General features: G+C 67.8%; 18 protein-coding genes. 7 read left to right on the forward strand and 11 right to left on the reverse strand.

Annotated elements, in window-relative coordinates; genetic code table 11:
- Positions 1-141: 141 nt before the first annotated feature.
- Positions 142-3,261: an EAL domain-containing protein gene (locus ABD056_RS17145; protein ID WP_343868616.1), complete on the forward strand. Its 3,120-nt coding sequence runs from the start codon at positions 142-144 to the stop codon at positions 3,259-3,261.
- A 667-nt stretch (positions 3,262-3,928) separates the two neighbouring features.
- On the opposite strand, the gene trpB is transcribed toward ABD056_RS17145, so the two are convergent.
- From trpB to ABD056_RS17175, 6 genes are all read right to left on the reverse strand, one after another.
- On the reverse strand, positions 3,929-5,152 hold the full coding sequence (gene trpB, locus ABD056_RS17150; RefSeq protein ID WP_343868618.1) for a tryptophan synthase subunit beta: 1,224 nt from the start codon (positions 5,150-5,152) through the stop codon (positions 3,929-3,931).
- Positions 5,153-5,275: 123 nt separating this feature from the next.
- Positions 5,276-6,334 (reverse strand): serine/threonine-protein kinase, encoded by a 1,059-nt coding sequence (locus ABD056_RS17155; RefSeq protein WP_343868620.1) that lies wholly within the window; start codon positions 6,332-6,334, stop codon positions 5,276-5,278.
- Positions 6,331-6,798: a hypothetical protein gene (locus tag ABD056_RS17160; RefSeq protein ID WP_343868622.1), complete on the reverse strand. Its 468-nt coding sequence runs from the start codon at positions 6,796-6,798 to the stop codon at positions 6,331-6,333. The genes ABD056_RS17155 and ABD056_RS17160 overlap by 4 nt, the downstream gene beginning before the upstream one ends.
- A 209-nt stretch (positions 6,799-7,007) precedes the next feature.
- On the reverse strand, positions 7,008-7,319 hold the full coding sequence (locus ABD056_RS17165) for a helix-turn-helix domain-containing protein (protein ID WP_343868624.1): 312 nt from the start codon (positions 7,317-7,319) through the stop codon (positions 7,008-7,010).
- Between the two features lie 123 nt (positions 7,320-7,442).
- On the reverse strand, positions 7,443-8,849 hold the full coding sequence (locus tag ABD056_RS17170) for an FAD-linked oxidase C-terminal domain-containing protein (protein WP_343868626.1): 1,407 nt from the start codon (positions 8,847-8,849) through the stop codon (positions 7,443-7,445).
- A gap of 41 nt (positions 8,850-8,890) precedes the next feature.
- A complete protein-coding gene (locus tag ABD056_RS17175) occupies positions 8,891-9,382 on the reverse strand; it encodes a prolyl-tRNA synthetase associated domain-containing protein (RefSeq protein ID WP_245913623.1) in 492 nt (163 codons plus the stop codon).
- Positions 9,383-9,483: 101 nt separating this feature from the next.
- Between ABD056_RS17175 and ABD056_RS17180 the strand changes: the two genes are divergently transcribed.
- The gene (locus ABD056_RS17180) at positions 9,484-10,296 is read left to right on the forward strand and encodes a TerB family tellurite resistance protein (RefSeq protein ID WP_343868628.1); all 813 of its coding nucleotides are present in this window, start codon (positions 9,484-9,486) and stop codon (positions 10,294-10,296) included.
- Positions 10,297-10,498: 202 nt separating this feature from the next.
- On the opposite strand, the gene recG is transcribed toward ABD056_RS17180, so the two are convergent.
- Positions 10,499-12,589 (reverse strand): ATP-dependent DNA helicase RecG, encoded by a 2,091-nt coding sequence (gene recG, locus ABD056_RS17185; protein ID WP_343868629.1) that lies wholly within the window; start codon positions 12,587-12,589, stop codon positions 10,499-10,501.
- Positions 12,590-12,679: 90 nt separating this feature from the next.
- Between recG and ABD056_RS17190 the strand changes: the two genes are divergently transcribed.
- Together ABD056_RS17190 and mfd are read left to right on the forward strand one after the other, a co-directional pair.
- On the forward strand, positions 12,680-12,949 hold the full coding sequence (locus ABD056_RS17190) for an FAD assembly factor SdhE (RefSeq protein ID WP_343868631.1): 270 nt from the start codon (positions 12,680-12,682) through the stop codon (positions 12,947-12,949).
- An 8-nt stretch (positions 12,950-12,957) separates the two neighbouring features.
- Positions 12,958-16,455, forward strand: a complete 3,498-nt coding sequence (mfd, locus tag ABD056_RS17195) for a transcription-repair coupling factor (protein ID WP_425545050.1) — start codon at positions 12,958-12,960, stop codon at positions 16,453-16,455.
- A 30-nt stretch (positions 16,456-16,485) separates the two neighbouring features.
- Here the strand turns inward: mfd and ABD056_RS17200 are convergent, their stop codons facing one another.
- The 4 genes from ABD056_RS17200 to ABD056_RS17215 all read right to left on the reverse strand — a co-directional run bounded on the left by ABD056_RS17200 (position 16,486) and on the right by ABD056_RS17215 (position 20,609).
- Positions 16,486-17,388, reverse strand: coding sequence for an ABC transporter permease (locus ABD056_RS17200; protein WP_343868633.1), 903 nt, complete (start codon positions 17,386-17,388; stop codon positions 16,486-16,488).
- Positions 17,385-18,269, reverse strand: a complete 885-nt coding sequence (locus ABD056_RS17205) for an ABC transporter permease (RefSeq protein WP_343868634.1) — start codon at positions 18,267-18,269, stop codon at positions 17,385-17,387. Before ABD056_RS17205 ends, ABD056_RS17200 begins: the two co-directional genes overlap by 4 nt.
- A complete protein-coding gene (locus ABD056_RS17210) occupies positions 18,266-19,402 on the reverse strand; it encodes an ABC transporter ATP-binding protein (protein WP_343868636.1) in 1,137 nt (378 codons plus the stop codon). Before ABD056_RS17210 ends, ABD056_RS17205 begins: the two co-directional genes overlap by 4 nt.
- Before the next feature lie 73 nt (positions 19,403-19,475).
- Positions 19,476-20,609 (reverse strand): extracellular solute-binding protein, encoded by a 1,134-nt coding sequence (locus ABD056_RS17215; RefSeq protein ID WP_343868637.1) that lies wholly within the window; start codon positions 20,607-20,609, stop codon positions 19,476-19,478.
- Positions 20,610-20,905: 296 nt separating this feature from the next.
- On the opposite strand from ABD056_RS17215, the gene ABD056_RS17220 reads away from it, so the two are divergent.
- From ABD056_RS17220 to ABD056_RS17230, 3 genes are all read left to right on the forward strand, one after another.
- Positions 20,906-23,347 (forward strand): heavy metal translocating P-type ATPase, encoded by a 2,442-nt coding sequence (locus tag ABD056_RS17220; RefSeq protein ID WP_343868639.1) that lies wholly within the window; start codon positions 20,906-20,908, stop codon positions 23,345-23,347.
- Positions 23,344-23,757: a Cu(I)-responsive transcriptional regulator gene (cueR, locus tag ABD056_RS17225; protein ID WP_343868641.1), complete on the forward strand. Its 414-nt coding sequence runs from the start codon at positions 23,344-23,346 to the stop codon at positions 23,755-23,757. The genes ABD056_RS17220 and cueR overlap by 4 nt, the downstream gene beginning before the upstream one ends.
- Positions 23,758-23,885: 128 nt before the next feature.
- Positions 23,886-24,111 (forward strand): hypothetical protein (locus tag ABD056_RS17230; protein ID WP_343868643.1); only part of this gene is annotated, 226 nt, incomplete at its 3' end.

Genomic DNA, 24,111 nt, shown 5'->3' on the forward strand with positions numbered 1-24,111 from the left:
GGGTGTGCACGATCAGGCGTTTTTCTCCCTATGGGGTAGTTCCGCTTCGATCAAAAGCGTAATATCCCTTTGAGATCACGCGCGTGATGACGTTATTGTGTCTCCCGTGCCGGAGGCTGCCGGCGGCCGGAACAAGCGAGCATGACCACCGTACTCGTCGTCGAGGATAACCAGGTATTCTCCCAGCTGATCCGCGGATTGCTGACCGGCGGGCAGGGGCTTGGCTTCGAGGTGGTGCAGGCCCGCACGCTGGCGGAGGCGCATGACCGCCTGGCCGAACGACCGGTGGATGCGGTGCTGCTCGATCTCGGGCTGCCCGACAGCACCGGCATTGAAACCGTCAAGAGAACCGTTGCCCTGGCGCCGACGCTGCCGGTTGTGGTGCTGACCGGTGTCAACGACGACTCCATCGCCACCCAGGCGCTGCGGGCCGGGGCGCAGGACTATCTGGTGAAGACCGGGCTGACGGTGGACCGGCTGACCCGCAGCCTGACCTACGCCATGGAGCGCCGCGCCCGCCTGAACGCCACCCGCGACGCCGACGGCGGGCTGGTGGAAGGGCTGCTCAACAGCATGGCGGCGCTGGTGTGCCTGCTGGACGTGCAGCGCGATGCCGGCGGCCGCGTCACCGACTTCATCTTCCGCCTGGGCAATGCCGCCTGCGGCACCATCCTCGGCCTGCACGCCCGCGAGCTGGCCGGCCACGGCCTGCGCGAGGTGCTGCCGGCGCTGGTGGATGCCGGGGTGTTCGAGCAGTTGCGGCTGGCGGAGGCGACCGGCCTCGCCCCCGATGTGGAGGTGACGCTGACCCTGGTGTCCGGCGCGGCGCCGGTGCGGGTGCACTTCACCGCCTCGCGGGTGGACGAGGGCGTGGTGCTGATCGGCCACGACGTCACCGCCACCCACCAGCAGACCGAGGCGCTGAAGGCCGCCAAGGCGCGGGCGGAAAAGGCTGATGCCGACAAGTCGGCGCTGTTGCGCGGCCTCAGCCACGAGGTGCGCACGCCGCTCAACACCATCCGCGGCTTTGCCGAGATGATCACCTCGGAAGTCTACGGCCCGCTGCCGCATCCGCAGTACAAGGGCTACGTCGGCAACATCCACAAGGCGGCCGAGGCGCTGGTGGAGATCGTCGACGGCATGCTGGACATGAGCCGCCTGCAGGCCATGGGCCGGCGGGAGAGCGGGTTCAGCCACCTGATCGACCTGGCGCCGGACTGCATCGCGGTGTGCAGCGAGGGCCGCATCACCCTCATCAACCCGGCCGGCGCCGCCATGCTCGGCCTGGACGGGCCGGATGCGGCGGTGGGGCGGATGTTCAAGGATTTCGTCGCCGCCCACTACCGCCCCATCGTCGAGCACGGCCTCGACATCCTGGTGCGGGAACGGTCCCGTGTGCCGATGAAGATGGTGCGCGACGACGGCCTGCCGGTGGATGCCGAGGTGGCGGCGACGCCGTTCGAGGCCGACGACGGCAAGCCGGCGGTGATGCTGGTCGCCCGCGACGTCACCGAGCGCCAGCGCGCCACCCGCGCCATCGTCCAGCGCGAGGAACGGCTGCGCAAGATCATGGAGACCATGGTCGACGCCCTGGTCATCATCGACAGCCGCGGCATCATCGAAACCTTCAACCGCGCGGCCGAGCGCATCTTCGGCTACAAGGCGCAGGAGGTGATCGGCCGCTCGGTGAACATGCTGATGCCGCCGGCCATCGGCGCCGAGCATGACAGCTACGTCCGCAAGTTCATCGAAACCGGCCGCAGCCGCGTGGTGGGCATGGGCCGGGTGGTGGAAGGGCGCCGCAAGGACGGCTCCAGCTTCCCGGTGGAACTGGCGCTGTCGGACCTGACGCTGGGCGAGACGCGGCTGTTCATCGGCGTGCTGCGCGACATCACCGAACGGCGGGCGCAGGAGGAACGGCTGCGTTACCTCGCCACCCGCGACCACCTGACCGGCCTGCCCAACCGCGCCCTGTTCCAGGACCGGCTGGAGGAGGCCATCGCCGCCGCCGACGACCGCGGCCACCACGTCGCCATCCTGTTCCTCGACCTCGACCACTTCAAGAACATCAACGACACCCTCGGCCACCCCATGGGCGACCGCGTGCTGCAGGCGGTGGGCCAGCGGCTGGAGGCGGCGGTGCGGGCGGGCGACACGGTGGCGCACCTGTCGGGCGACGAGTTCACCGTCATCCTCAACGGCGTCTCGGGGCCGGAGGAAGCCTCCACCATCGCCGACAAGCTGCTCGACCGGCTGGCGCAGCCGTTCGAGATCGAGGGGCGGGAGATCTATACCTCCGGCTCCATCGGCATCGTGATGTATCCGCAGAATTCGGAAGACATCGCCAACCTGCTGAAGCACGTCGACACGGCGGTCAACTACGCCAAGAAGCAGGGCCGCAACAATTTCCAGTTCTACACCGAGAAGCTCTCGGCCGACATGGTCCGCCGCCTGCAGGTGGAAAACGGCCTGCGCCGGGCGCTGGAGCGGCAGGAACTGGCCGTTCACTACCAGGCCAAGGTCAACCTCGCCAACGAGGAGATCGTCGGCTGCGAGGCGCTGCTGCGGTGGAACTCGGCCGAACTGGGCTTCGTCTCGCCGGTGGAGTTCATTCCGGTGGCGGAAGAAACCGGCCTCATCGTTCCCATCGGCGAGTGGGTGCTGAAACAGTCGCTGCGCCAGCTGGACCAGTGGATGCAGGCCGGGCTGCCGCCCATCCGCGTCGGCGTCAACCTCTCCGCCCGCCAGTTCCGCGAGCCGCAGCTGGCGGCCAAGATCATGGCGGCGCTGGACGAAAGCGGCGTCGGCGCCGAGCTGCTGGAACTGGAACTGACCGAGTCCATGCTGGTGGAAAACGCCGACGAGGCCATCCAGGCCCTGTGGGCGCTGAAGGGCCTCGGCATCACCCTGTCCATCGACGACTTCGGCACCGGCTATTCGTCGCTCAGCTACCTCAAGCGGTTCCCCATCGACGAGCTGAAGATCGACCGCTCGTTCGTGAAGGACATTCCCGACAGCGCCGACGACATGTCCATCACCAAGGCCATCATCTCCATGGCGCGGTCGCTGGAGATGAAGCTGGTGGCGGAAGGCATCGAGACGCCGGAGCAGGCATCGTTCCTGCGCGAGAACGGCTGCCACACCGGCCAGGGCTACCTGTTCGCCAAGCCGCTGCCGGCCGACGGCTTCCTGCAGCTGTTCACCGCCCTGCGCAGCCCATCCTCCGATACGTCACCGCTGGCGGCGCTGTTCGGCCAGTAGGCGAGAGCGCGATGGAGGGCCTGTGTCGCATCGTGGCACCTGGGCCGTGGCCTCATAACGTCTGCGCCACAGGCGGCGCGACGCCAGCATCACGGTCGAAGCGGATGGCATTTCGGAACGCGGCTTATTGACCTGCGTCGGATCCGGCCATTCCCTTCTTTGGCGGTTACCCCGTCCACCAGGTGCTGCAGGCATGGCCGCGGTGGCCGATCAATGGCCTCGGCCGGCGGCAAGTCAGCCATCTGCGAAGATGCCACCGCCGCCTTATCCGAGGTCTGCCCGGGCGCCAGCATCAGCCGCACCGGCTAGTCATGAGGCGAATCGACGAGATCATGCCGATCGAGTGCTAGAAACGTCCTCGCCGCGACCTATGACCGCGACGGAGGGGAGGTGTGTTAGCCCTTGTCGGCCAAAAGACTGTCGCCTTCCTGCATGCCTTGGCCCCGGTGCGATCGGCGGCCGGGCCGCCGGTGGAGGTCCACCCGGCTCCTCTCGGAATGCCGAAGTCTTAGCAACTTCAGGATCCTCGCTCAGGGCCGGATGGACAACCTCCTGAAAGCTTGCATCTCGCGGCCTGTCGAGATTCCTGGTGCTCCCTCTACGCCTCATGGAGCCCAGGAACCACTCGACAGGTTACACTTGTCACCTGGTGGTGAAACCGCCGCTGTCACCCGAACAGCGCGCGATCCCGCCCGTCGCCGAAGGTGTCGACCACGTAGTCGATGTCCTTGTCGCCGCGGCCCGAGATGTTGACCAGGATGCACTCGCCCGCCGGGCGCTGCTTCGCCAGTTTCATGGCGTGGGCCACCGCGTGGGCGCTTTCCAGCGCCGGGATGATGCCCTCGTGCCGCGACAGGGCGTAGAAGGCGTTCAGCGTGTCCTCGTCGGAGGCGGCGGCGTACTGCACCCGGCCGCTTTCGTGCAGGAAGCTGTGCTCCGGCCCGACGCCCGGATAGTCAAGGCCCGAGGCGATGGAGTGCACCGGCGCCGGGTTGCCCTCGGCATCCTTCAGCATCAGGCAGCGGAAGCCGTGGATGACGCCTTCCTCGCCGTAGGTGATGGTGGCGGCGTGCTGGCCGAGTTCGGTGCCGGTGCCGTGCGGCTCGACCCCATGCAGGGCGACGTCGGGGTCATCGATGAAGCCGGCGAAGATGCCCATGGCGTTGGAGCCGCCGCCAACGCAGGCCACCACGTGATCGGGCAGGCGGCCGTCGGTGATCTCGGCAAACTGGTCGCGCGCCTCGAAGCCGACCACCGACTGGAAGTCGCGCACCATCATGGGGAACGGGTGCGGCCCGACCACCGAGCCGATGGCGTAGAGGGTGGTTTCCGGGTCCTTCAGGTAGGACACGAAGGCGCTGTCCACCGCCTCCTTCAGGGTGCGGCCGCCGAACCCGACCGGCACCACGGTGGCGCCGAGCAGCTTCATGCGCACGACGTTGGGGTGTTCCTTGGCGATGTCCACCTCGCCCATGTGGATCTCGCACTCCATGCCGAAGTAGGCCGCCGCCGTCGCCAGCGCCACGCCATGCTGGCCGGCGCCCGTCTCGGCGATGAGCTTCTTCTTGCCCATATGCTTGGCGAGCAGCGCCTCGCCCATGCAGTGGTTGAGCTTGTGGGCGCCGGTGTGGTTGAGGTCCTCGCGCTTGAGGTAGATGCGCGCGCCGTTCAGCCGCTCCGACAGGTTGGCGGCGTAGGAGACGGGGGTGGGCCGGCCCTGGAAGTGCTTGCGGATGTGGCGCAGCTCATTGACGAACTGCGCCGACCGCGAGATGCGCAGGTAGGCATCGGTGATGGCCTGCATGTGCGGCACCAGCTCGGGCGGAATGAAACTGCCGCCGAACTTCCCGAAGAACCCCTCGGCATCGGGGTATTTGCGCAGATGACTCATGGGGATGCCCCTCCCTTGGGTGCGGTTGTTGGTGCTGGGGCGGGAGGGTAGCGGAGGTTGGGGTAGGGTGGGAAGAACGGAGTTCCAGGCATAGTTACCATTGCCTTTGTGGGAGAGGTGATTCTATTCCGCCGTAGTGTCACGAACCAATTTTAGTACGGCTGCCTTCGCATCTGACAGAAGGTCATGCTGAGTCTGGCGCGGACGAACCCTGCGCCCACCTACAACCAAATCAACTGTATATCGCTTCGTTCCAGATATGACAATTTCGGAACCCTTATCAAGCGAAGATCTCCATTGCGTCTGATCTGAGCTAGTGGGGACCCAGTCGTTCTTAAAACGGATTCTTTCCAGGGCATTTCTAAATTCACGACATACCTTGTAGCGAACGCCAAGATCAATAGCGCAAGCCGTCGATATTATACGCCTCACTTTATTCGGAACGTACTTTTCAAATCCGATTTTATTAATCAGAGAACCTGCCTTGACAGCAGACCAAAAGTCCGCGTCCGAAATACGCGCATTAACAATACCGCTAATACCTGAAATATTATTGACGGCAGAAAAAAGAGCAACACCAGAACAAAAAACATCCGACTGAGGCCCAAAATTGTCACCTGAAATTGCCTCTGGCGATCCGTGCGGCAGATAGAAACGGTTCGGCAGAACCTCCATTCCGAGGTTCATGTCGTAGGCAACCCCAAAGTCAGACAATTTTGCGTTTGGCCTGGACAACATAATGTTTGCCGGCTTAACATCACGATGAATTATTCCCAAGCTATTGGCACGTTCCAGTGCAAAAAGAACGTCCTTAATATATCCAACAGAATCTACGACTGGAACAAACTCGCATTCGATCCTATCAGCCAGAGACCCCTCAGGAATATACTCCATTTCTATGAGTAGAAAGCTCTTATTATTCCTCTCAGCGACATCACCAGAGTAAAATTTAACAACGTTTCGGTGATCGCAAAGACTTTGGGCTCTGGACTCAATTATCCTTGAATATTCATGTTCCCCATTAATCGGTATCTTTTTTAAGGCAACCTGCCTATCTGCGATGAAATTATAGGCCAGATAGACGCTCCCATGAGCACCACTTTTTAAGCCCTTGATGATCCTATACTTAGACAGGACCTCTTCGTCTTCGCGAAACGCATCAGGATGGCATACCGGAATCACGACAAAACCCCCAACGCCGCCAAAGCTGCCATCCGAGCAGAATCATCCCACTTCGGTGGGTGCTGGCCGACAATCCCGTCACACAAAGTCATCTTGTTTCCCTTGGCACCACCAAAAAACGCCGCGCCAAAAGAATTTCCATTAAACATCGTCGCCGGAATGTTGTTGTCATGACAGATAAGGCAGAGCATCCCGCAAGAGAAATAGAGATATGGATACTGCTCTGCCTTCTTAACACTCGGCGGCACCGACAGAGCAATCCGATATCCTACCGCTTCAGGCTTATATGTATTGATGATTTCTTCAAAGGTCTGCCGGAAAAAATCCATCAACTCTGGCGCTTCCGCAGGTAAGCCAAAATGCTTAACGCCGTGCTCAACGAAGGTCGGGCTCTGCCTTGTTCCATCTAGGACACAGTACCTTACTTCTCCTTGCTTCATCTCGATGCCAACAACCGCCACCACACCCCCCCCCCTCCTGATGGTTTGCTCAAGATACTGTCTCACGCAACCACTCAAAACGAAAGTGCATAATTCATTAATGCAGCACCTTTTTCAACTTAGTCATAATCTAGAATAAACATAATGCGCCGACGGTGGAATTGAGCCATCCGCTAAATAAACCTTGGGTTGATAACCTAACAAGCCTGTCAGCGCTGCTTGGCTAGCAAGAACTATATGCTGTCTGGCTTGCTGCGCATCACCAGCGCAACCACAGTCGTCTCCAGCGCCGCTGCAAGTTGGTGGTAGGCAGTGGTGCTGCCGACGTTGTCGCCAGTTTCAATCTCCGCCACGTACCCAGGCTCCATCCCCGCCCGCTCGGGCAGCGCGTCCACCGTCAGGCCGCGGTATTCGCGCCAGACGCGGACAGGGTGGGACTCGTCCATGATGATGCGGCGGGCGTAGTCCAGGGGCAGGGCCTCGCCGCCCGAAGCATCGCGGGCGGCGAGGATGTCTTCCGGGTCTTCGATGCGGGCCTGCCGCACCTCACCACTCCGCCTCCGCACCCGGTCGTCACCGGCCGTCGCGTCATAGGCTCCCTCCCGCAGCAGATGCCCTTGAGAACGAAGCGACCGCCACCGTCACCCGGCAGCGGCCGCCCCCGGCCCTCACACCCCCACCACCTTCCCCGGATTCATGATGTTCGCCGGGTCGAGCGCCCGCTTCACGGCCGCCATGACGTCCAGGGCGTCGCGGCCGTGTTCGGCTTCCAGGTATTGCATCTTGCCGAGGCCGACGCCGTGTTCGCCCGTGCAGGTGCCGTCCATGGCGAGCGCGCGGTCGACCACGCGGGCGTTCAGGCGCTTGGCTTCGGCCACCTCGGCGGGGTTGTCGGGGTCGAAGACGAAGAGGACGTGGAAGTTGCCGTCGCCCACGTGCCCGACCACGGCGGTGAACAGGGCGGAGGCCTCCAGGTCCTTCTTGGTCTCGACGATGCACTCGGCCAGGCGGGAGATCGGCACGCAGACGTCCGACGAGAAGCCCTTGCCGCCCGGCTTCATGCTCAGGCCGGCATAGTACGCATTGTGACGGGCGTGCCACAGGCGCTCGCGGTCCTCGGTGGAGCGGGCCCACTGGAAGTCGGTGCCGCCGTGCTCCGCGGCGATGGCCTGCACCATCTCCACCTGCTCGGCGACGCCGGCGTCGGAGCCGTGGAACTCGAAGAACAGGGTCGGCACCTCAGCATACGAGGTCTTGGAGAAGCTGTTGACGGCGCGGATCTGGTTGTCGTCCAGGAACTCGATGCGGGCGATGGGCACACCGGTCTGGATGGTCTGGATGACGGTGTTCACCGCCTCCGCCACGCCGGGGAAGGGGCAGACGGCCGACAGGATGGCCTCGGGGATGCCGTAGAGCTTCAGCGTCACCTCGGTGATGACGCCCAGCGTGCCTTCCGAGCCGACGAACAGCCGCGTCAGGTCGTAGCCGGCGGCGGATTTGCGGGCGCGGCGGGCGGTGCGGATGATGCGGCCGTCGGCGAGCACCACGGTCAGGGCCAGCACGTTCTCGCGCATGGTGCCGTAGCGCACGGCGTTGGTGCCGCTGGCGCGGGTGGCCGCCATGCCGCCGAGGCTGGCGTCGGCGCCGGGGTCGATGGGGAAGAACAGGCCGGTGTCGCGCAGGTGCTCGTTCAGCTGCTTGCGGGTGACGCCTGCCTGCACGGTGACGTCCATGTCCTCCGGCCGCACCGCCAGGATGCGGTTCATGCCGCTGACGTCGATGCAGATGCCGCCGTGGATGGCCGCCACATGCCCCTCCAGCGAGGTGCCGGTGCCGAAGGGCACCACCGGCACGCCATGCCGGGCGCAGGCCTTGACGATCTCCGCCACCTCCTCGGTCGACTGCGCGAAGGCGACGGCATCGGGCGGCGCGACGGGGTGGAAGCTCTCGTCGCGACCGTGCTGCTCGCGCACCGCGGCCGCCGTGGAGAGGCGGTCGCCGAGCAGGCTCTTCAGCTCGGCGATGAGGGCGTCGGGGGCGGTGCGGGGCGTCAGGGCGGCGGTTCCTTCGGGCATGGCAGCCTCACGGGCAAAGGGGGAAACGGGGGGTTACTTAATCAACGCAAGTCGACGACGTGCATCTCGTGCCCGGTGTGGGCGACCAGGGCGCGCAGGCCGTCGGGGTGGATGACCGTGGTGGCGGCGTTGTCGAGCGGGTGGTAGCCGCACAGGGGCTCGGCCATCATCTCGGCGTCGAACACCACGGTGCAGCGGCGTTCGGTGTCGTTGACCAGGCTGAAGGGCGTGACCGAGCCGGGCGCGACGCCCAGCACTTCCATCAACAGCTCGGGCTTGCCGAAGGACAGGCGCTTGGAGCCAATCTTCTCCGGCAGGGTCTTGAGGTCGATGGCGCGGTCGCTGGGGGCGGTGACCAGCCACAGCTTGCCCTTGCCGTCCTTCAGGAACAGGTTCTTGCAGTGGCGGCCGGGGATGGTGTGCCACACCTGATTGCCCTCCTCCACCGTGTACACGGGGATGTGGTCGTAGGTGGTGTGGGCGACGCCCAGGCGGTCCAGCAGGGCGAGCAGGTCTTCGCGGGTGGCGGGCACGACAGGCGGGTCCTTCGCGTTTGGGACTGGAACGGGCGGCCCGCATGGTGCAGGCTCGCGAAACCTTCCGTCAAGAACAGCGGGTAACGGACGACGCAGGCATGAGCATCTGGGGCAAGATCATCGGTGGTGCGGCCGGGCTGCTGCTCGGCGGTCCGCTGGGGGCGCTGATCGGCGTGGCGGTGGGCCACATGGCGCACGACCGCAACCGCCAGGGCGACGACAAGCCGCGCCTGTTCGACGGCGATGCCCTGGGGGCGATGAAGGAACGCGCCCGCCAGGTCGCCTTCACGGTGGCGGTGGTGACGCTGGCGGCCAAGATGGCCAAGGCCGACGGAGTGGTGACGCGGGCGGAAATCGACGCCTTCAAGCGCATCTTCCGCATTCCGCCGGAGGAAGTGGCGACGGTGGGCAAGGTGTTCGATGCCGCCCGCCAGTCGTCGGACGGGTTCGAGGTCTACGCCCGCCAGATCGCCGGCCTGTTCCGCGACAGCCCGGCGGTGCTGGAGGAACTGCTGACCGCCCTCTACCTCATCGCCCGCGCCGACGGCGACCTGCACCCGGCGGAGGAAACCTTCCTTGCCCGGGTGGCGGAGATCTTCGGGCTGGATGCGGCGGCGGTGGCCCGCGCCCGCTCGGCCGGCACCGGCTATGGCGGCGCCGGCGGCGGCGGAGACGGCGGCCGCTCCCGCGCCATGGGCGGCGGGCCGGACCCTTACGCGGTGCTGGGCGCCGCCCGCTCCGCCTCCGACGACGAGCTGAAGGCGGCCTACCGCAAACTGCTGCGGGAAAACCACCCGGACGCTCTGGCGGCCCAGGGCCTGCCGGAGGAATTCATCTCCGTCGCCGAGGAAAAGATGAAGACCATCAACGCGGCGTGGGACCAGATCCAGCGGGATCGGGGGCTCAAGTAGGGGTTTTGTTGAACCACCAAGACACCAAGACACCAAGACACAAAGAGGCTGCGGCGGGATGGTGGTCGCACACCTTCCTGTCCGGCATGATCCGGTGCGCGCGCAGCGCGCAGGAATCCTTCTGCATGCGGGCTTGGGGAGTACCTGCCGCCTGCACAGCCCCCTTGGTGTCTTTGTGTCTTGGTGGTGAAAGAAAACAGCCTCACCCGCTGCGCAGGGTCTTCACGCCTTCGTCGCGTTCGAACAGGTAGAGCAGCACCCGCAGCGCCTTGCCGCGGTCGCCTTGCAGGTCGGGGTCGCGGTCGACGATCAGGCGGGCGTCGTCGCGGGCAATCGCCAGCAACTCGCCGTGGACCGCCAGGTCGGCCAGCTTGAATTCCGGCAGGCCCGATTGGCGGGTGCCCAGCACTTCGCCGCCGCCGCGCAGGCGCAGGTCTTCCTCGGCGATGCGGAAGCCGTCTTCGGTGTCCTTCATGATGGTCAGGCGGGCGCGGGCCGTCTCGCTCACCGGCTCGGCGAACAGCAGCAGGCAGGTGGAGGCCTGGTCGCCACGCCCGATGCGGCCGCGCAGCTGGTGCAGCTGGGCGAGGCCGAAACGTTCGGCGTGCTCGATGATCATCACCGTCGCCTCCGGCACGTTGACGCCGACCTCGATCACCGTCGTCGCCACCAGCACGTCGAGCCCGTCGCCGGCGAAGGCTTCCATCACCCGGTCCTTGTCAGCCGGCTTCATCTTGCCGTGGACGAGGCCGACGCGGTCGCCGAAGTGCTCGCGCAGGTGCGCCCAGCGTTCTTCGGCGGCGGCCATGTCGGAAACCTCGCTCTCCTCCACCAGCGGGCACACCCAGTAGACCTTGGCACCGCCCTGCACGGCGCGGTCGACGGCGCCGACGATCTCGTCCAGGCGGCTGGTGGAGACGGTGCGGGTCTGCACCGGCTTGCGGCCGGGCGGCTTCTCGTCCAGGCGGCTGACATCCATGTCGCCGTAGAGCGTCAGGGTGAGGGTGCGCGGGATGGGCGTCGCCGTCATCACCAGCACGTCCGGCGCCCGGCCCTTGGCAGCCAGTTGCAGGCGCTGGTGGACGCCGAAGCGGTGCTGTTCGTCGATCACCGCCATGCCGAGATCCTTGAACGCCACGTCCTCGGAGAACAGGGCGTGGGTGCCGACCACGATGTCGATGAACCCGGCCGCCAGTTCCGCCAGCAGCGCCTCGCGCGCCTTGCCCTTGTCGCGCCCGGTCAGCAGGCCGATGCGCACGCCGGCGGCCCTGGCCAGCGGTTCCAGGGTCGCCAGATGCTGGCGGGCGAGGATTTCCGTCGGCGCCATCATGGCCGCCTGGGCGCCGGTCTCCACCGCGTTCAGCATGGCGAGCAGCGCCACCACCGTCTTGCCGGAGCCGACATCGCCCTGCAGCAGCCGCAGCATGCGCGTCGGCTCCGCCATGTCGGCGTAAATTTCCTCCAGGCTGCGCGCCTGGGCGCCGGTCAGCGCGAAGGGCAGGGCGGCCAGCACCGTGTCGCGCAGCCGGCCGTCGCCCGTCAGCGCCCGGCCGGACAGGCGCCGCTGGCTCTGCCGCACCAGCAGCAGCGCCAGCTGGTTCGCTAGCAGCTCGTCATAGGCCAGCCGCATGCGGGCCGGGGCCATGGCGCTCAGGTCCTCGTCGTCCTCCGGCGCGTGGGCGGTGCGCAGGGCGGCGTCCCAGTCGGTCCAGCCGTGGCGGGCCTTCAGCGCCGGGTCGAGCCACTCCGGCAGCACCGGCACCCGGCCGAGCGCCCCCAGCATGGCCTTGCCCAGCACCCGCGGCTGCACGCCGGCGGTCATGGGATAGACCGGCTCCACCCGTTGCAACCCCTCCAGGTCTTCCGGCGGGCCGACGTGGTCGGGGTGGACGATCTGCGGCTCGTTATAGCTGCTGAACTCGACCTTGCCGGAAACGACTCGGGTGGCGCCGATGGGCAGGATCTTCTCGATGAAGCCGCGCTTGAGGTGGAAATAGACCAGATGGAGCCGCCCGCCGGAGCCGTCGCCGCACACCACCCGCGTCGGCGAGCGCGGACCGAAGCCGCTGTGATGCTCCAGCACGCGGACGACAAAGGTGCAGACGCGGCCCTCCGGCACCTCGGTCAGCGGCGGCGAAAAGCGGCGGTCGATCATGCCGCTCGGCAGGTGCCACAGCAGGTCCACCACATGCGGACCCTCCACCAGACGCTCCACCAGCGGCGCCAGCTTGGGGCCGACGCCCGGCAGCACCGTCAGGGGGGCGAACAGGGGGTAGAGGATCTCGGGGCGCATGTCTCGGGTCGGACGGCTGCTGACAGGAGGGTGTGGAGGCTATATATCCTACCGCACCGCCCGCGTACCAGCAGAGCAGGACAAGCCCCCGTGGACGAGATTCGCCGCAAGCGCCTGATCTATCGCGCCAACCACCGTGGCATGAAGGAGGCCGACGTGATGATCGGCCGCTTCGTCGAGACCCATATCGACAGCCTGACGCCCGATCAGGTGGATCGGCTGGAAAACCTGATGGACGAACTCGACCTCGACATCATGGACTGGGTGATGGACCGCCAGCCGGTGCCGGCCCGCCACGATCACGATGTCTTCGCCATGCTGAAGGCCTTCGAGCCCGCCGACCGCGAAGCCTATCGGTGAGCCGGCCGGTGTCCGACTTCGAAAGGCTGTTCGCCGCCGCCGGCCGCCGCACCGTCGCCGGCCTGCCGGAAGGCATGGACGCCCTGTTCCTGGCCGACCTCGCCCGCTCCGGCGTCGCCCCGGAACTCCTCCACATTGCCCGCGACGACGTGCGCCTCGCCACCCTGCGCGAGGCGCTGGCGGTCTTTGCGCCGGATGTGGAGGTACTGGAGATCCCGGCGTGGGACTGCGTGCCTTACGACCGCGTCAGCCCCAACGTCGACATCGTGGCGCGGCGCATCGACGCGCTCTCCCGCCTCGGCCAGCCGCGAACCGGTGGCGAGGGGCCGCGCATCGTGCTGGCGACGGTGGGCGCCGCCGTGCAGCGCGTGCCGCGGCGGGAGGAACTGGCGCAGGTGGTGTTCGCCATCCGCCTCGGCGGCACGGTGAACATGGAAGAGCTGTCGCTCTACCTCGCCCGCAACGGCTACGGCCGCGCCGAACAGGTGATGGAGCCCGGCGAATACGCGGTGCGCGGCGGCATCATCGACCTGTTCCCGCCCGGCAGCGACGAACCGTTCCGTGTCGACCTGTTCGGCGACGAGGTGGACGGCATCCGCACCTTCGATCCCATGACCCAGCGCACCACCGGCAAGGCTGAGCAGGTGCTGCTGAAGCCCATGTCGGAAGTGTTCCTCGACGACGACGGCATCGCCCGCTTCCGCACCGGCTACCGCGAGCTGTTCGGGGCGGCCACGGGCGGCGACCCGCTCTATGAGTCGATCTCCGAGGGCCGCAAGTTCAACGGCATGGAACACTGGCTGCCGCTGTTCCACGACGGCCTCGACACCCTGTTCGCCTATGTGCCCGAGGCGGTGGTGACGCTCGACCACCAGGCCATGGAAGCGCGCACCGCCCGCCTGGACATGGTGCAGGAATACTACGAGGCCCGCCGCACCCTCTCCGACCAGAACATGGCCGAGGGCGGCTTCGTCTACCGCCCGGTGCCGCCGGAGCGGCTGTATCTGGTCGGCGACGAGTTCGACCGCCTGCTGAATGCCCGCCCGCACGCCCTGTTCTCGCCCTTCGCGGCGCCGGATGTGGGTTCCACCGCCGTGGACTACGGCGGCCTGCCGGGCCGCGACTTCGCCGATGTCCGCGCCCGGCCGGGGGAGAACGTCTACGACGCCCTGCGCCAGCATGTGGTCGGCTTGCAGCAGCAGGGCCGCACGGTGGTCATGTGCTGCTATTCCGCCGGCTCGCGCGACCGCATCGGCGGCGTCATGCGCGAGCATGGTATCGCCGGGCTGGAGTACGTCGATACCTGGGCCGACGCCCGCAAGGTCGGCCCCAAGGGCGTCGCCATGCTGGTGCTGGGGCTGGAGCACGGCTTCACCGGCCCTGACGTGGCGCTGATCTCGGAACAGGACGTGCTGGGCGACCGGCTTGCCCGCCCGGCCCGCAAGAAGAAGAAAAGCGACAAATTCATCCAGGACGTCTCGGCGCTGGCCGAAGGCGATCTGGTGGTGCATGTGGAACACGGCATCGGCCGCTACGACGGGCTGGAGACGCTGCAGGTTGGCGGCGCCCCGCACGACTGCCTGCGCCTGATCTACGACGGCGGCGACAAGCTGTTCCTGCCGGTGGAGAACATCGACGTCCTCAGCCGCTACGGCTCGGAGACGGCGGGGGTGACGCTCGACCGCCTGGGCAGCCCGGCGTGGCAGGCGCGCAAGGCCAAGCTGAAGGAGCGCATCCGCGACATGGCGGAACAGCTCATCCGCATCGCCGCCGTGCGCCAGCTGAAGCCGGCCCAGAGCCTGACGCCGCCGGAAGGGCTGTGGGACGAGTTCTGCGCCCGCTTCCCCTATACCGAGACCGAAGACCAGCTGAAGGCCATTTCCGACACCATCGACGACCTCGGCAAGGGGCGTCCCATGGACCGGCTGGTGTGCGGCGACGTCGGCTTCGGCAAGACGGAAGTGGCGCTGCGGGCGGCCTTCGTCGCCGCCATGTCGGGCATGCAGGTGGCGGTGGTGGTGCCGACGACCCTGCTCGCCCGCCAGCACTACCGCGCCTTCCTGGATCGCTTCCAGGGCATGCCGCTGCGCATCGGCCAGCTGTCGCGGCTGGTGACGGCGAAGAACGCGGCGGCCACCAAGAAGGAACTGGCCGACGGCACCCTCGACATCGTGGTCGGCACCCATGCGGTGCTGGCGAAGTCGGTGACCTTCAAGCGCCTCGGCCTCGTCATCGTCGACGAGGAACAGCACTTCGGCGTGGCGCACAAGGAGCGGCTGAAGCAGTTCCGCGCCGACGTCCACGTTCTCACCCTGACGGCGACGCCGATCCCGCGCACCCTGCAACTGGCGCTGACCGGCGTGCGGGAACTGTCCATCATCGCCACTCCGCCGGTGGACCGCCTGGCGGTGCGCACCTTCGTGCTGCCCTTCGACGGCGTGGTGGTGCGCGAGGCGATCCTGCGCGAGCGCTACCGCAACGGCCAGTGCTTCTACGTCTGCCCGCGGCTGGCCGACATCGACCGGGTGGCCGACCGCCTCAGCCGTCTGGTGCCCGAGGTGAAGGTGGCCATCGCCCACGGCCAGATGGCGCCGACCCAGCTGGAAGAGGTGATGACCGCCTTCGCCGACGGCGAATACGACATCCTGCTGGCGACCAACATCATCGAATCCGGCCTCGACATGCCGTCGGTGAACACCATCATCGTCCACCGCGCCGACATGTTCGGGCTGGCGCAGCTCTACCAGTTGCGCGGGCGCGTCGGGCGCGGCAAGGCGCGCGGCTATGCCTACCTGACCCTGCCGCCCAACAAGCCGCTGACGGCGGCGGCGGAAAAGCGGCTTCAGGTGATGCAGACGCTGGATACGCTCGGCGCCGGCTTCAACCTCGCCAGCCACGACCTCGACATCCGCGGCGCCGGCAACCTGCTGGGCGACGAGCAGTCGGGCCACATCAAGGAAGTGGGCATCGAGCTGTACCAGCACCTGCTGGAGGAAGCCGTCGCCTCCGCCAAGTCGGGCGAGGGCCTGGGCGACGACGTGGCGAGCGACTGGGCGCCCAGCATCAACCTGGGGACGGCGGTGCTGATCCCCGACACCTACGTCAAGGATCTCGGCCTGCGGCTGTCGTTCTACCGCCGCATCGGCGACGTGACCGACAGCCAGGAGATCGAGGCGCTGGCCGTCGAGATGATCGACCGCTTCGGTCCGCTGCCGCCGGAGGTGGAAAACCTGCTGGAGATCGTGGCGATCAAGGCCTTCTGCCGCATCGCCTGCGTCGAGAAGCTGGACGCCGGGCCGAAGGGCGCGGTGGTCGGCTTCCGCGAGAACAGGTTCCCCAACCCGGCCGGCCTGGTGCGCTTCATCAGCCAGCAGGTGGGGACGGTGAAGGTCCGCCCCGATCACCGGCTGGTGGTGCAGCGCAAGTGGGAAACGCCGAAGGAACGCATCGACGGCGCCAAGCGCCTGCTGAAGACGCTGGCAGACCTGGCGCAGCAGGAGGGGTAGGGGGTGGCGGCGGCGCCGGTGCCGCCTGCCTTACCGCCCTTCCTGCCGGCGCAGGTCGGCCCGCCGCTTCACTTCGTACAGCACCGCCCCCGCCACCGTGATGCCGATGAGGATGACGCCGAGCGCATTCACCGCCGGCGTCAGGCCGGTGCGCACCTGGCTCGCCAGATAGACCGTCAGCGTGGTGTCGAGGCCCTTCACGAACAGGGTGGTGTTGTAGTTCTCGAAGCTCTGCAGGAAGGCGATGACGGCCGCCGCACCCAGGGCCGGCATCAGGAAGGGCAGGGTGATGCGGCGGAACACCTGGGCATGGCTGGCGCCCAGATCGAGCGCCGCTTCCTCCAGCCCCGGATCGAAGCGCTGCATGCGCGCCAGCACCATCAGCATGACATAGCCGGTGATGAAGCTCGCCTGCGCCAGGATGGTCAGCACCACGCCGCCGGCCATGCCGAAGGCGCGGTCCCAGAAGATCAGCGTCGAGATGCCGATGATCACCCCCGGCGTCAGCAGCGGCGACACCATCAGGGCATAGACGATGTTGCGCGCCCGCGCGTGCAGGCTGCTCAGCAGCAGGGCGGCGGCGACGCCGGTGGGCAGTGACACCGCCACCACGCCGGCGCCGACGATCAGGCTGGTCCACAGGGCGTCCCACATCAGCCGGTCGTCCAGCAGCACGCCGAACCATTTGGTGGTCGTGCCCACCCACGGCAGCACGGTCGGGAAGCGGCTGTCGTTGAAGGTGGCCGCCGACATGATGGCGAGCGGCAGGAACAGATAGGCGAAGAACAGCACCAGATAGAACCGCGTCAGCCCGCGCCGCAGGCGCTCGGCGCCCGAGGTGGCGGGGGCGGCGGAGCGGCGCGGCCGGGGGTGAGGGCGGGGCGCCTGGGCTTCGGCCAGGGCGGCAAGGCGGTCGGGGGCCACGTCGGTCATTTCGCGATGTCCCCCAGCCGCACCTTGAACAGCTTCAGCATGAGCAGGATGAACCCGAGGCAGAGCAGCAGCAGGATGAAGGCATAGGCCGACCCCTGCGGCCAGTCGCCGCCTTCGAAGAACCAGTTGTAGATGATTTCCGTGAACCACCGGCTGCCCGGCGACCCCAGCAGCGCCGGCACGGCGTAGGAGCCGGCGGCAAGCATGAAGGTCATGATGCAGCCCGTCGCGATGCCCGGCTTGGAATGCGGGATCACCACCCGCCAGTGGATGCGCGGGATGGAGGCGCCAAGGTCGCGGGCGGCCTCGATCTGGTTGCGGTCCAGGCTCTCCATGGCGGTGTAGAGCGGGAACACCATGAACAGGATGTAGGCATAGACCATGCCGAGGATGACGCCGACATCGCCCTGCTTCAGGTCGATGGGCTCGCCGATCAGGCCGAGGGCCATCAGCGCCTCGTTGATGGGGCCGCCGCGCGACAGCAGGATGTACCACGCGAAGGTACGCAGGATCTCGTTCACCCAGTAGGGGATGATGAGCAGCACGGCGAACAGCCCCGCCCGCGGCCCGCGCGCCACCTGCGCCATGTAATAGGCGATGGGATAGCAGACCAGGAAGGTGACGGCGGTGACCAGGCAGCTCGCCCAGATGGTCTTGAAGAAGATGGCGAGGTGGATCTGGTTGCCCCACAGGGTCTGGTAGTTCCTGAGCGTCCAGACGTCCTTCTCGGTGCCGATGTCGCGGGGCAGCAGGTTGAAGCGGAAGGAATAGTCCACCATCACCAGCTGCGGCAGGATGACCATCACCACCACCCACCACACGCACAGCAGCAGGATGATGCCGGCGAGCGGCCAGCCGTAGCGGCGGACGAGGGTGGTCATGCCACGGCCTCCGCCCCGGCGTCGGCATCGGCGCCGACGCGGCCGTCGGCGGGGGCGGGCAGCACCACCGCCTCGTGCGGGCGGAAGGCGACGACGGTGGTCTCGCCGATGTCGGGGCGGATGCCCTCGCTGCCGGTATGAACCAGATGGGCGCTCAGCCGGTGACCGCCGGCGGTGACGAGGGAATAGAGCGCAAAGGCGCCTTCGAAGGCGCGGTCGGCGACGGTGACCGGGATGCGGTTCTCCGCCACGCTGCCGTCGCGCGGGGAAATGATGCGCATGCGCTCCGGCCGGGCGAACAGGATCACCGCATCGCCGCTGCGCACGCCGTCGCCGGCCCGCGCCACCAGCCGCCCCGCGGGGGTGTCGACGCAAGCGAGGCCGTCGAGGATGTCGGTGACGCGGCCGGGGAAGCGGTTGTTCTCGCCCACGAAGCCGGCGACGAAGGGGCTGGCCGGGTCGTCGTAGAGGCGTTCGGGGGTGTCCACCTGCTCGATGCGGCCGACGTCCATCACCGCCACCCGGTCGGACATGGCCAGCGCCTCGCCCTGGTCGTGGGTGATGTAGATGAAGGTGACGCCGGTGCGCTTCTGCAGCGACCGCAGTTCCGACCGCATGTGCTGGCGCAGCTTCAGATCAAGCGCCGACAGCGGCTCGTCCAGCAGCAGCACCTGCGGCTCCACCGCCAGGGCGCGGGCGATGGCGACGCGCTGCTTCTGCCCGCCCGACAGCTCCGACACCCGCTTGTCGCCGATGCCGGGCAGGGCCACCAGCTCCAGCAGTTCGTCGGCGCGCTTGCGGCGCACGTCGCGGCGCACGCCGCGCACCTCCAGGCCGAAGGCGATGTTCTCGGCCACCGTCATCAGCGGAAACAGGGCGAGGTTCTGGAAGATGAGCGTGGTCGGCCGCCGGTTGGGGCCGAGGCCGCGCATGTCCTGGCCGCCGATGCGCACCGCGCCTTCGGTCGGCTCGATGAAGCCGGAGATCAGGCGCAGGATGGTGGTCTTGCCGCAGCCGGACGGGCCGAGGAAACTGAAGAACTCGCCGCCGTTGATGGTCAGGTGGGCATCGCGTACGGCGGTGAAGTCGCCGAAGCGCATGGTGACGTGGTCGAGATCGACGCTCTGGCTCATGGGGCCTCGTCAGAAACGGGGACGGCCGCCCGGGCGCCGAAGCGCCGCGGGCGGCCGGTCCTTACGGGACAGGTCAGGCCGACAGGAAGCGGTCCTGGTACTCGTTGCGGATGGCGACATAGGCCGGGTCCTGCACCGGCCACCACCACAGCTTGTCCAGCGCATCGGCCGGATAGGCTTCGGTGACGAAGGACTTCCAGGTCTCGCCCAGCTTGTCCTCGGCACCGACCGAGGCGCTGGCGATGCCGCTCTTCTCGGTGTACATGGCGCCCGCTTCCGGGGTGTAGAACCAGTTGATGAAGGCATAGGCCTGCTCAAGGTTCTCGGCGCCGGCCGGAATGCTGAAGCCTTCCATCCACGCCAGCGCGCCTTCCTTCGGCGCCATGAAGCCGATGGGCAGGTTTTCCTTCTGCAGGGCGTAGGCGGTGGAGTCCCAGGTCTGGCCGAGCACGGCGCCGTTGGTGCGGAAGGCGCCCTGGGCTTCGTTCTCGTTGGTCCAGAACTGCACCACGTTCTTCTTCGCCTTCACGGCCTCGGCCAGGATGGCGTCGAAGTTGGCGCGGGCGACCGCCTCGTTGCCGGGCTTGAACTGCTCCATCAGCGGGTGCGGCAGCTTGCCGATGCTCTCCAGGTAGAGGCCGATGCCGATGAGCGAGGAATGGCCGCGCAGGGTGATCTTGCCGCCCAGGTCGTCGCGCAGCAGGTCGCCATAGGACAGGGTGCCGTATTCCGCCTTCACCTTGTCGCGGTTGAAGGCCAGCGCCTCGGTGCCCCAGTCGGACGGCACCTGGTAACGCTTGCCGTCGACCATGGCGCCGCGGGTCTCGGAGCCCTTCACCAGGGCGGAGATGACGCCGTCCCACTTGATCTTGCTGTCGTCGATGGGCTGCACCAGGCCGAAGTCGACGTAGTTCGGCACGCGGTCGACGGTCGGCATGATCAGGTCGAAGCCGCGGCCCTTGGTGGCGCGCAGCTGGTTCAGCAGCTCGTCATTGGTGCCGTAGGGGGTGTAGGTCGCCTTGATGCCGGTCTTCTGCTGGAAGTCGGCGAGCATCTCGTCGGAGATGTAGCCGGCCCAGGCGAAGATCTTCACCTCGCCCGACGACGCACGGGCATTGCGCACCAGGGCGGGAGCGGCCAGAACGGCGGCGCCGGCGGCGGACGCCTTCAGCAGCGTGCGGCGGCTCAGCGTGGACAGGACGGTCATGGTGTTTCCTCTCTTGCGGTTGGAGGATGATTAAGGCCGAACCCGCCGAGCGCCTTGTGTACCCCTGCGCGAAACCACCGGCGAGTGTTCGCCCTCCCTTATACCGGCGACGTGGGAAAGCTTTATGACGCCCAGGTTACAGATTTATGTCAATGACTGAGAAGGTCGAATTATCACAGGTATTTAGCTGCGAAGGGGGCACCCCGTCCGGGGAAGGGGCGCAAGGCCCTTGACCTTCCAGCCGCTGGAACGCCCACATTGGGGTCAACATTCCAGTTTTGGGAAGGATCATCACCATGGCCCAACAGACCGCCGCCGCAGAGTCGCCGGCGCCCGTCAGCGGGTCCGACGCAGCCCGAGTCGTGCTGCCGGTGCGCGGCATGACCTGCGCCGCCTGCGCCACCCGGCTGGAACGGGTGCTGACGAAGACGGCGGGCGTCGCGGCGGCGCAGGTGTCGCTGGCCGCCGAGCGTGCCGACATCCGCTATGACCCCGCCGCCGTCGCCGTGCCCGATCTGGCGGGGGCGGTGGGCCGCGCCGGCTTCTCGGTGCCCGAGTCGACCCTCGACCTCGCCATATCCGGCATGACCTGCGCCGCCTGCGCCACCCGCATCGAGCGGGTGGTGGGCAAGCTGCCGGGGGTGCGTTCCGCCTCGGTCAATCTGGCGACGGAGCGGGCGTCGGTCACCGTGCTCGACGGTGTGGCGACGCCGGCCGATGTCATCGCCGCCATCCGCCGCGCCGGCTTCGAGGCGGCGCCGGCGGTTTCCGGTGCCGCGGCGGGGGAGGAGGCGGAGCGCCGCCGGCAGGCCGAAAACCGGCGCGAACTGCTGATCCTGGCCGCCGCCGCCGTGCTCACCCTGCCGCTGGTGGGCGGCATGGTGGCGGAGCTGCTGGGCGGCGCCATGCTGCCCGGCTGGTGGCAGCTGGCGCTGGCGACGCCGGTGCAGTTCGTCATCGGCTGGCGCTTCTACACCGGCGCCTGGAACAGCCTGAAGGGCGGCGCGGGCAACATGGATGTGCTGGTGGCGCTCGGTACCAGCGCCGCCTGGGGGCTCTCCACCTGGCGGGTGCTGGCCGGCGACGACCACCACGGCCTCTATTTCGAGGCGGCGGCGGTGGTGATCACCCTGGTGCTGCTCGGCAAGGTGCTGGAGGCGCGGGCCAAGCGCGGCGCCGCCTCCGCCATCCGGGCGCTGATGAAGCTGCGGCCGGAAACGGCGCGGGTGGAGCGCGACGGTGCGGTGCTGGAGGTGCCGGCCGAACTGGTCGCCGCCGACGACATCGTGGTGGTCCGCCCCGGCGAGCGACTGCCGGTGGACGGCGTGGTGGTGGAGGGCCGCACCTCGGTCGACGAAAGCCTCATCACCGGCGAAAGCATGCCGGTGACCAGGGAGCCGGGGGAGGCCGTCACCGGCGGCGCCATCAACGGCGAAGGGCTGATCCGCGTCCGCGCCACGGCGGTGGGGGCGGAAAGTACGCTCGCCCGCATCATCCGGCTGGTGGAGAACGCCCAGGCGTCCAAGGCGCCGGTGCAGAAGCTGGTGGACCGCATCTCGGCCATCTTCGTGCCGGTGGTGGTGTCGCTGTCGGTGCTCACCTTCCTCGGCTGGTGGCTGGTCGGCGGGGCGCCGGAGGCCGGTTTCGTCGCCGCCGTGTCGCTGCTGGTGATCGCCTGCCCCTGCGCCCTCGGCCTCGCCACGCCCACCGCCATCATGGTGGCGACGGGCATGGCGGCACGGCGCGGCATCCTCATCAAGGACGCCGAGGCGCTGGAGCGCGCCCATGGCGTCACCGCCGTCATCTTCGACAAGACCGGCACCCTGACCGAGGGCCGCCCGTCACTCACCGACGTCGCCGCCGCCCCCGGCGCGACCGAGGACGAGGTGTTGCGCCTGGCCGCCGCCGCCCAGCAGGGCAGCGAGCATCCGCTGGCGCGGGCGGTGCTGGCCGCCGCCTCCGGGCACGGGCTGGCGCTGCCGCCGGTGGCCGAGTTCCAGGGCCTGGCCGGGCGCGGTCTGGCGGCGGTGGTGGAGGGGCGGTCGATCCTGCTCGGCTCGCCGCGTCTGATGCGCGAGCGGTCGGTGGAGACGGCGCCGCTGGCCGAGCGGGCGGCGGCGCTGGAGGAACAGGGCCGCACCATCATGTGGCTGGCGCAGGCCGACGGCCGCCTGCTCGGCTTCCTGGCCGCCGCCGACACGGTGAAGGACAGCGCCCGTGGCGCCGTCGCCGCCCTGCAGGCGGCCGGCGTGGTGCCGGTGATGCTGACCGGCGACAACCCCCGCGCCGCCCATGCGGTGGCCTCCGCCCTCGGCATCGAGCGGGTGGTGGCCGAGGTGCTGCCGGAGGACAAGGCGGCCGAAGTCGCCCGGCTGAAGGCCGAGGGGCATGTGGTCGCCATGGTCGGCGACGGCGTCAACGACGCCCCGGCCCTGGCCGCCGCCGATGTCGGCATCGCCATGGGCACCGGCACCGACGTCGCCATGCACACCGCCGGCATCACCCTCATGCGCGGCGATCCCGGCCTGCTGCCCGATGCCCTGGGACTGTCGCGCCGGGGTTATGCCAAGATCCGCCAGAACCTGTTCTGGGCCTTCGCCTACAACGTGGTGGCGCTGCCGCTGGCGGCGGCCGGCATGCTGTCGCCGGTGATCGCCGGCGCGGCGATGGCCTTCTCCAGCGTCAGCGTGGTGTCCAACTCGCTGCTGCTGCGGCGGTGGAAAGGGGGTGCGGCATGAACATCTCCCAGGCGGCGAAGAAGTCCGGCGTGCCGGCCAAGACCATCCGCTATTACGAGAGCATCGACCTGATCCCCGAGGCCGGACGCACCGCCAGCGGCTATCGCGTCTATACCGACAAGGACGTGGAGCGGCTGCGCTTCATCCAGCACGCCCGCGGCCTCGGCTTTTCGGTGAAGGACGTGGGCGACCTGCTGGCCCTGTGGCAGGACCGCTCCCGCGCCTCGGCCGATGTGAAGGCGCTGGCGGCCCGGCGGGTGGAGGAGATCGACCGCAAGGTGGCCGAGCTGCAGTCCATGCGCGACACCCTCACCCACCTGATGGACCGCTGCCACGGCGACGACCGCCCCGACTGCCCGATCCTGGAAAGCCTGGCGGAGGCCGGCGACGGTTGCGGCGGCTGCCACTAAAGATCGCCGGCAAATGAAACTTTCCGGCGACTCTTCAAGCCTCTGGACGAAAGTGCTAAGGTTGCGGCGCAAGCGGTGGCGGCGGGGTCCGTCCACCGCCCGTCGCCTTTCCCTCAGGATGCGTTTTCGTGGCTGAAAAGACCGGTTCCGGCTCCCGTTCCCGTTCCTCCACCGCCTCGGCCGCCGGCGGCGGCAGCGGCAGTGCCGGCGCGCGCAAGGGCACGGGCAAGAAGGCGGCTGCCGCCCCGGCCGGCGCCAAGGCAGCCGCCGGCGGTGCCACCAAGACGCGGCGGCCGTCCTCCAGCGGCGGCGGCACCCGGACCGGCGGCCGGCGCAAGGCCTCGCCCAAGGGCG

The organism is Caenispirillum bisanense, from assembly GCF_039523075.1.
Taxonomy (GTDB): Bacteria; Pseudomonadota; Alphaproteobacteria; order Rhodospirillales; family Rhodospirillaceae; genus Caenispirillum; species Caenispirillum bisanense.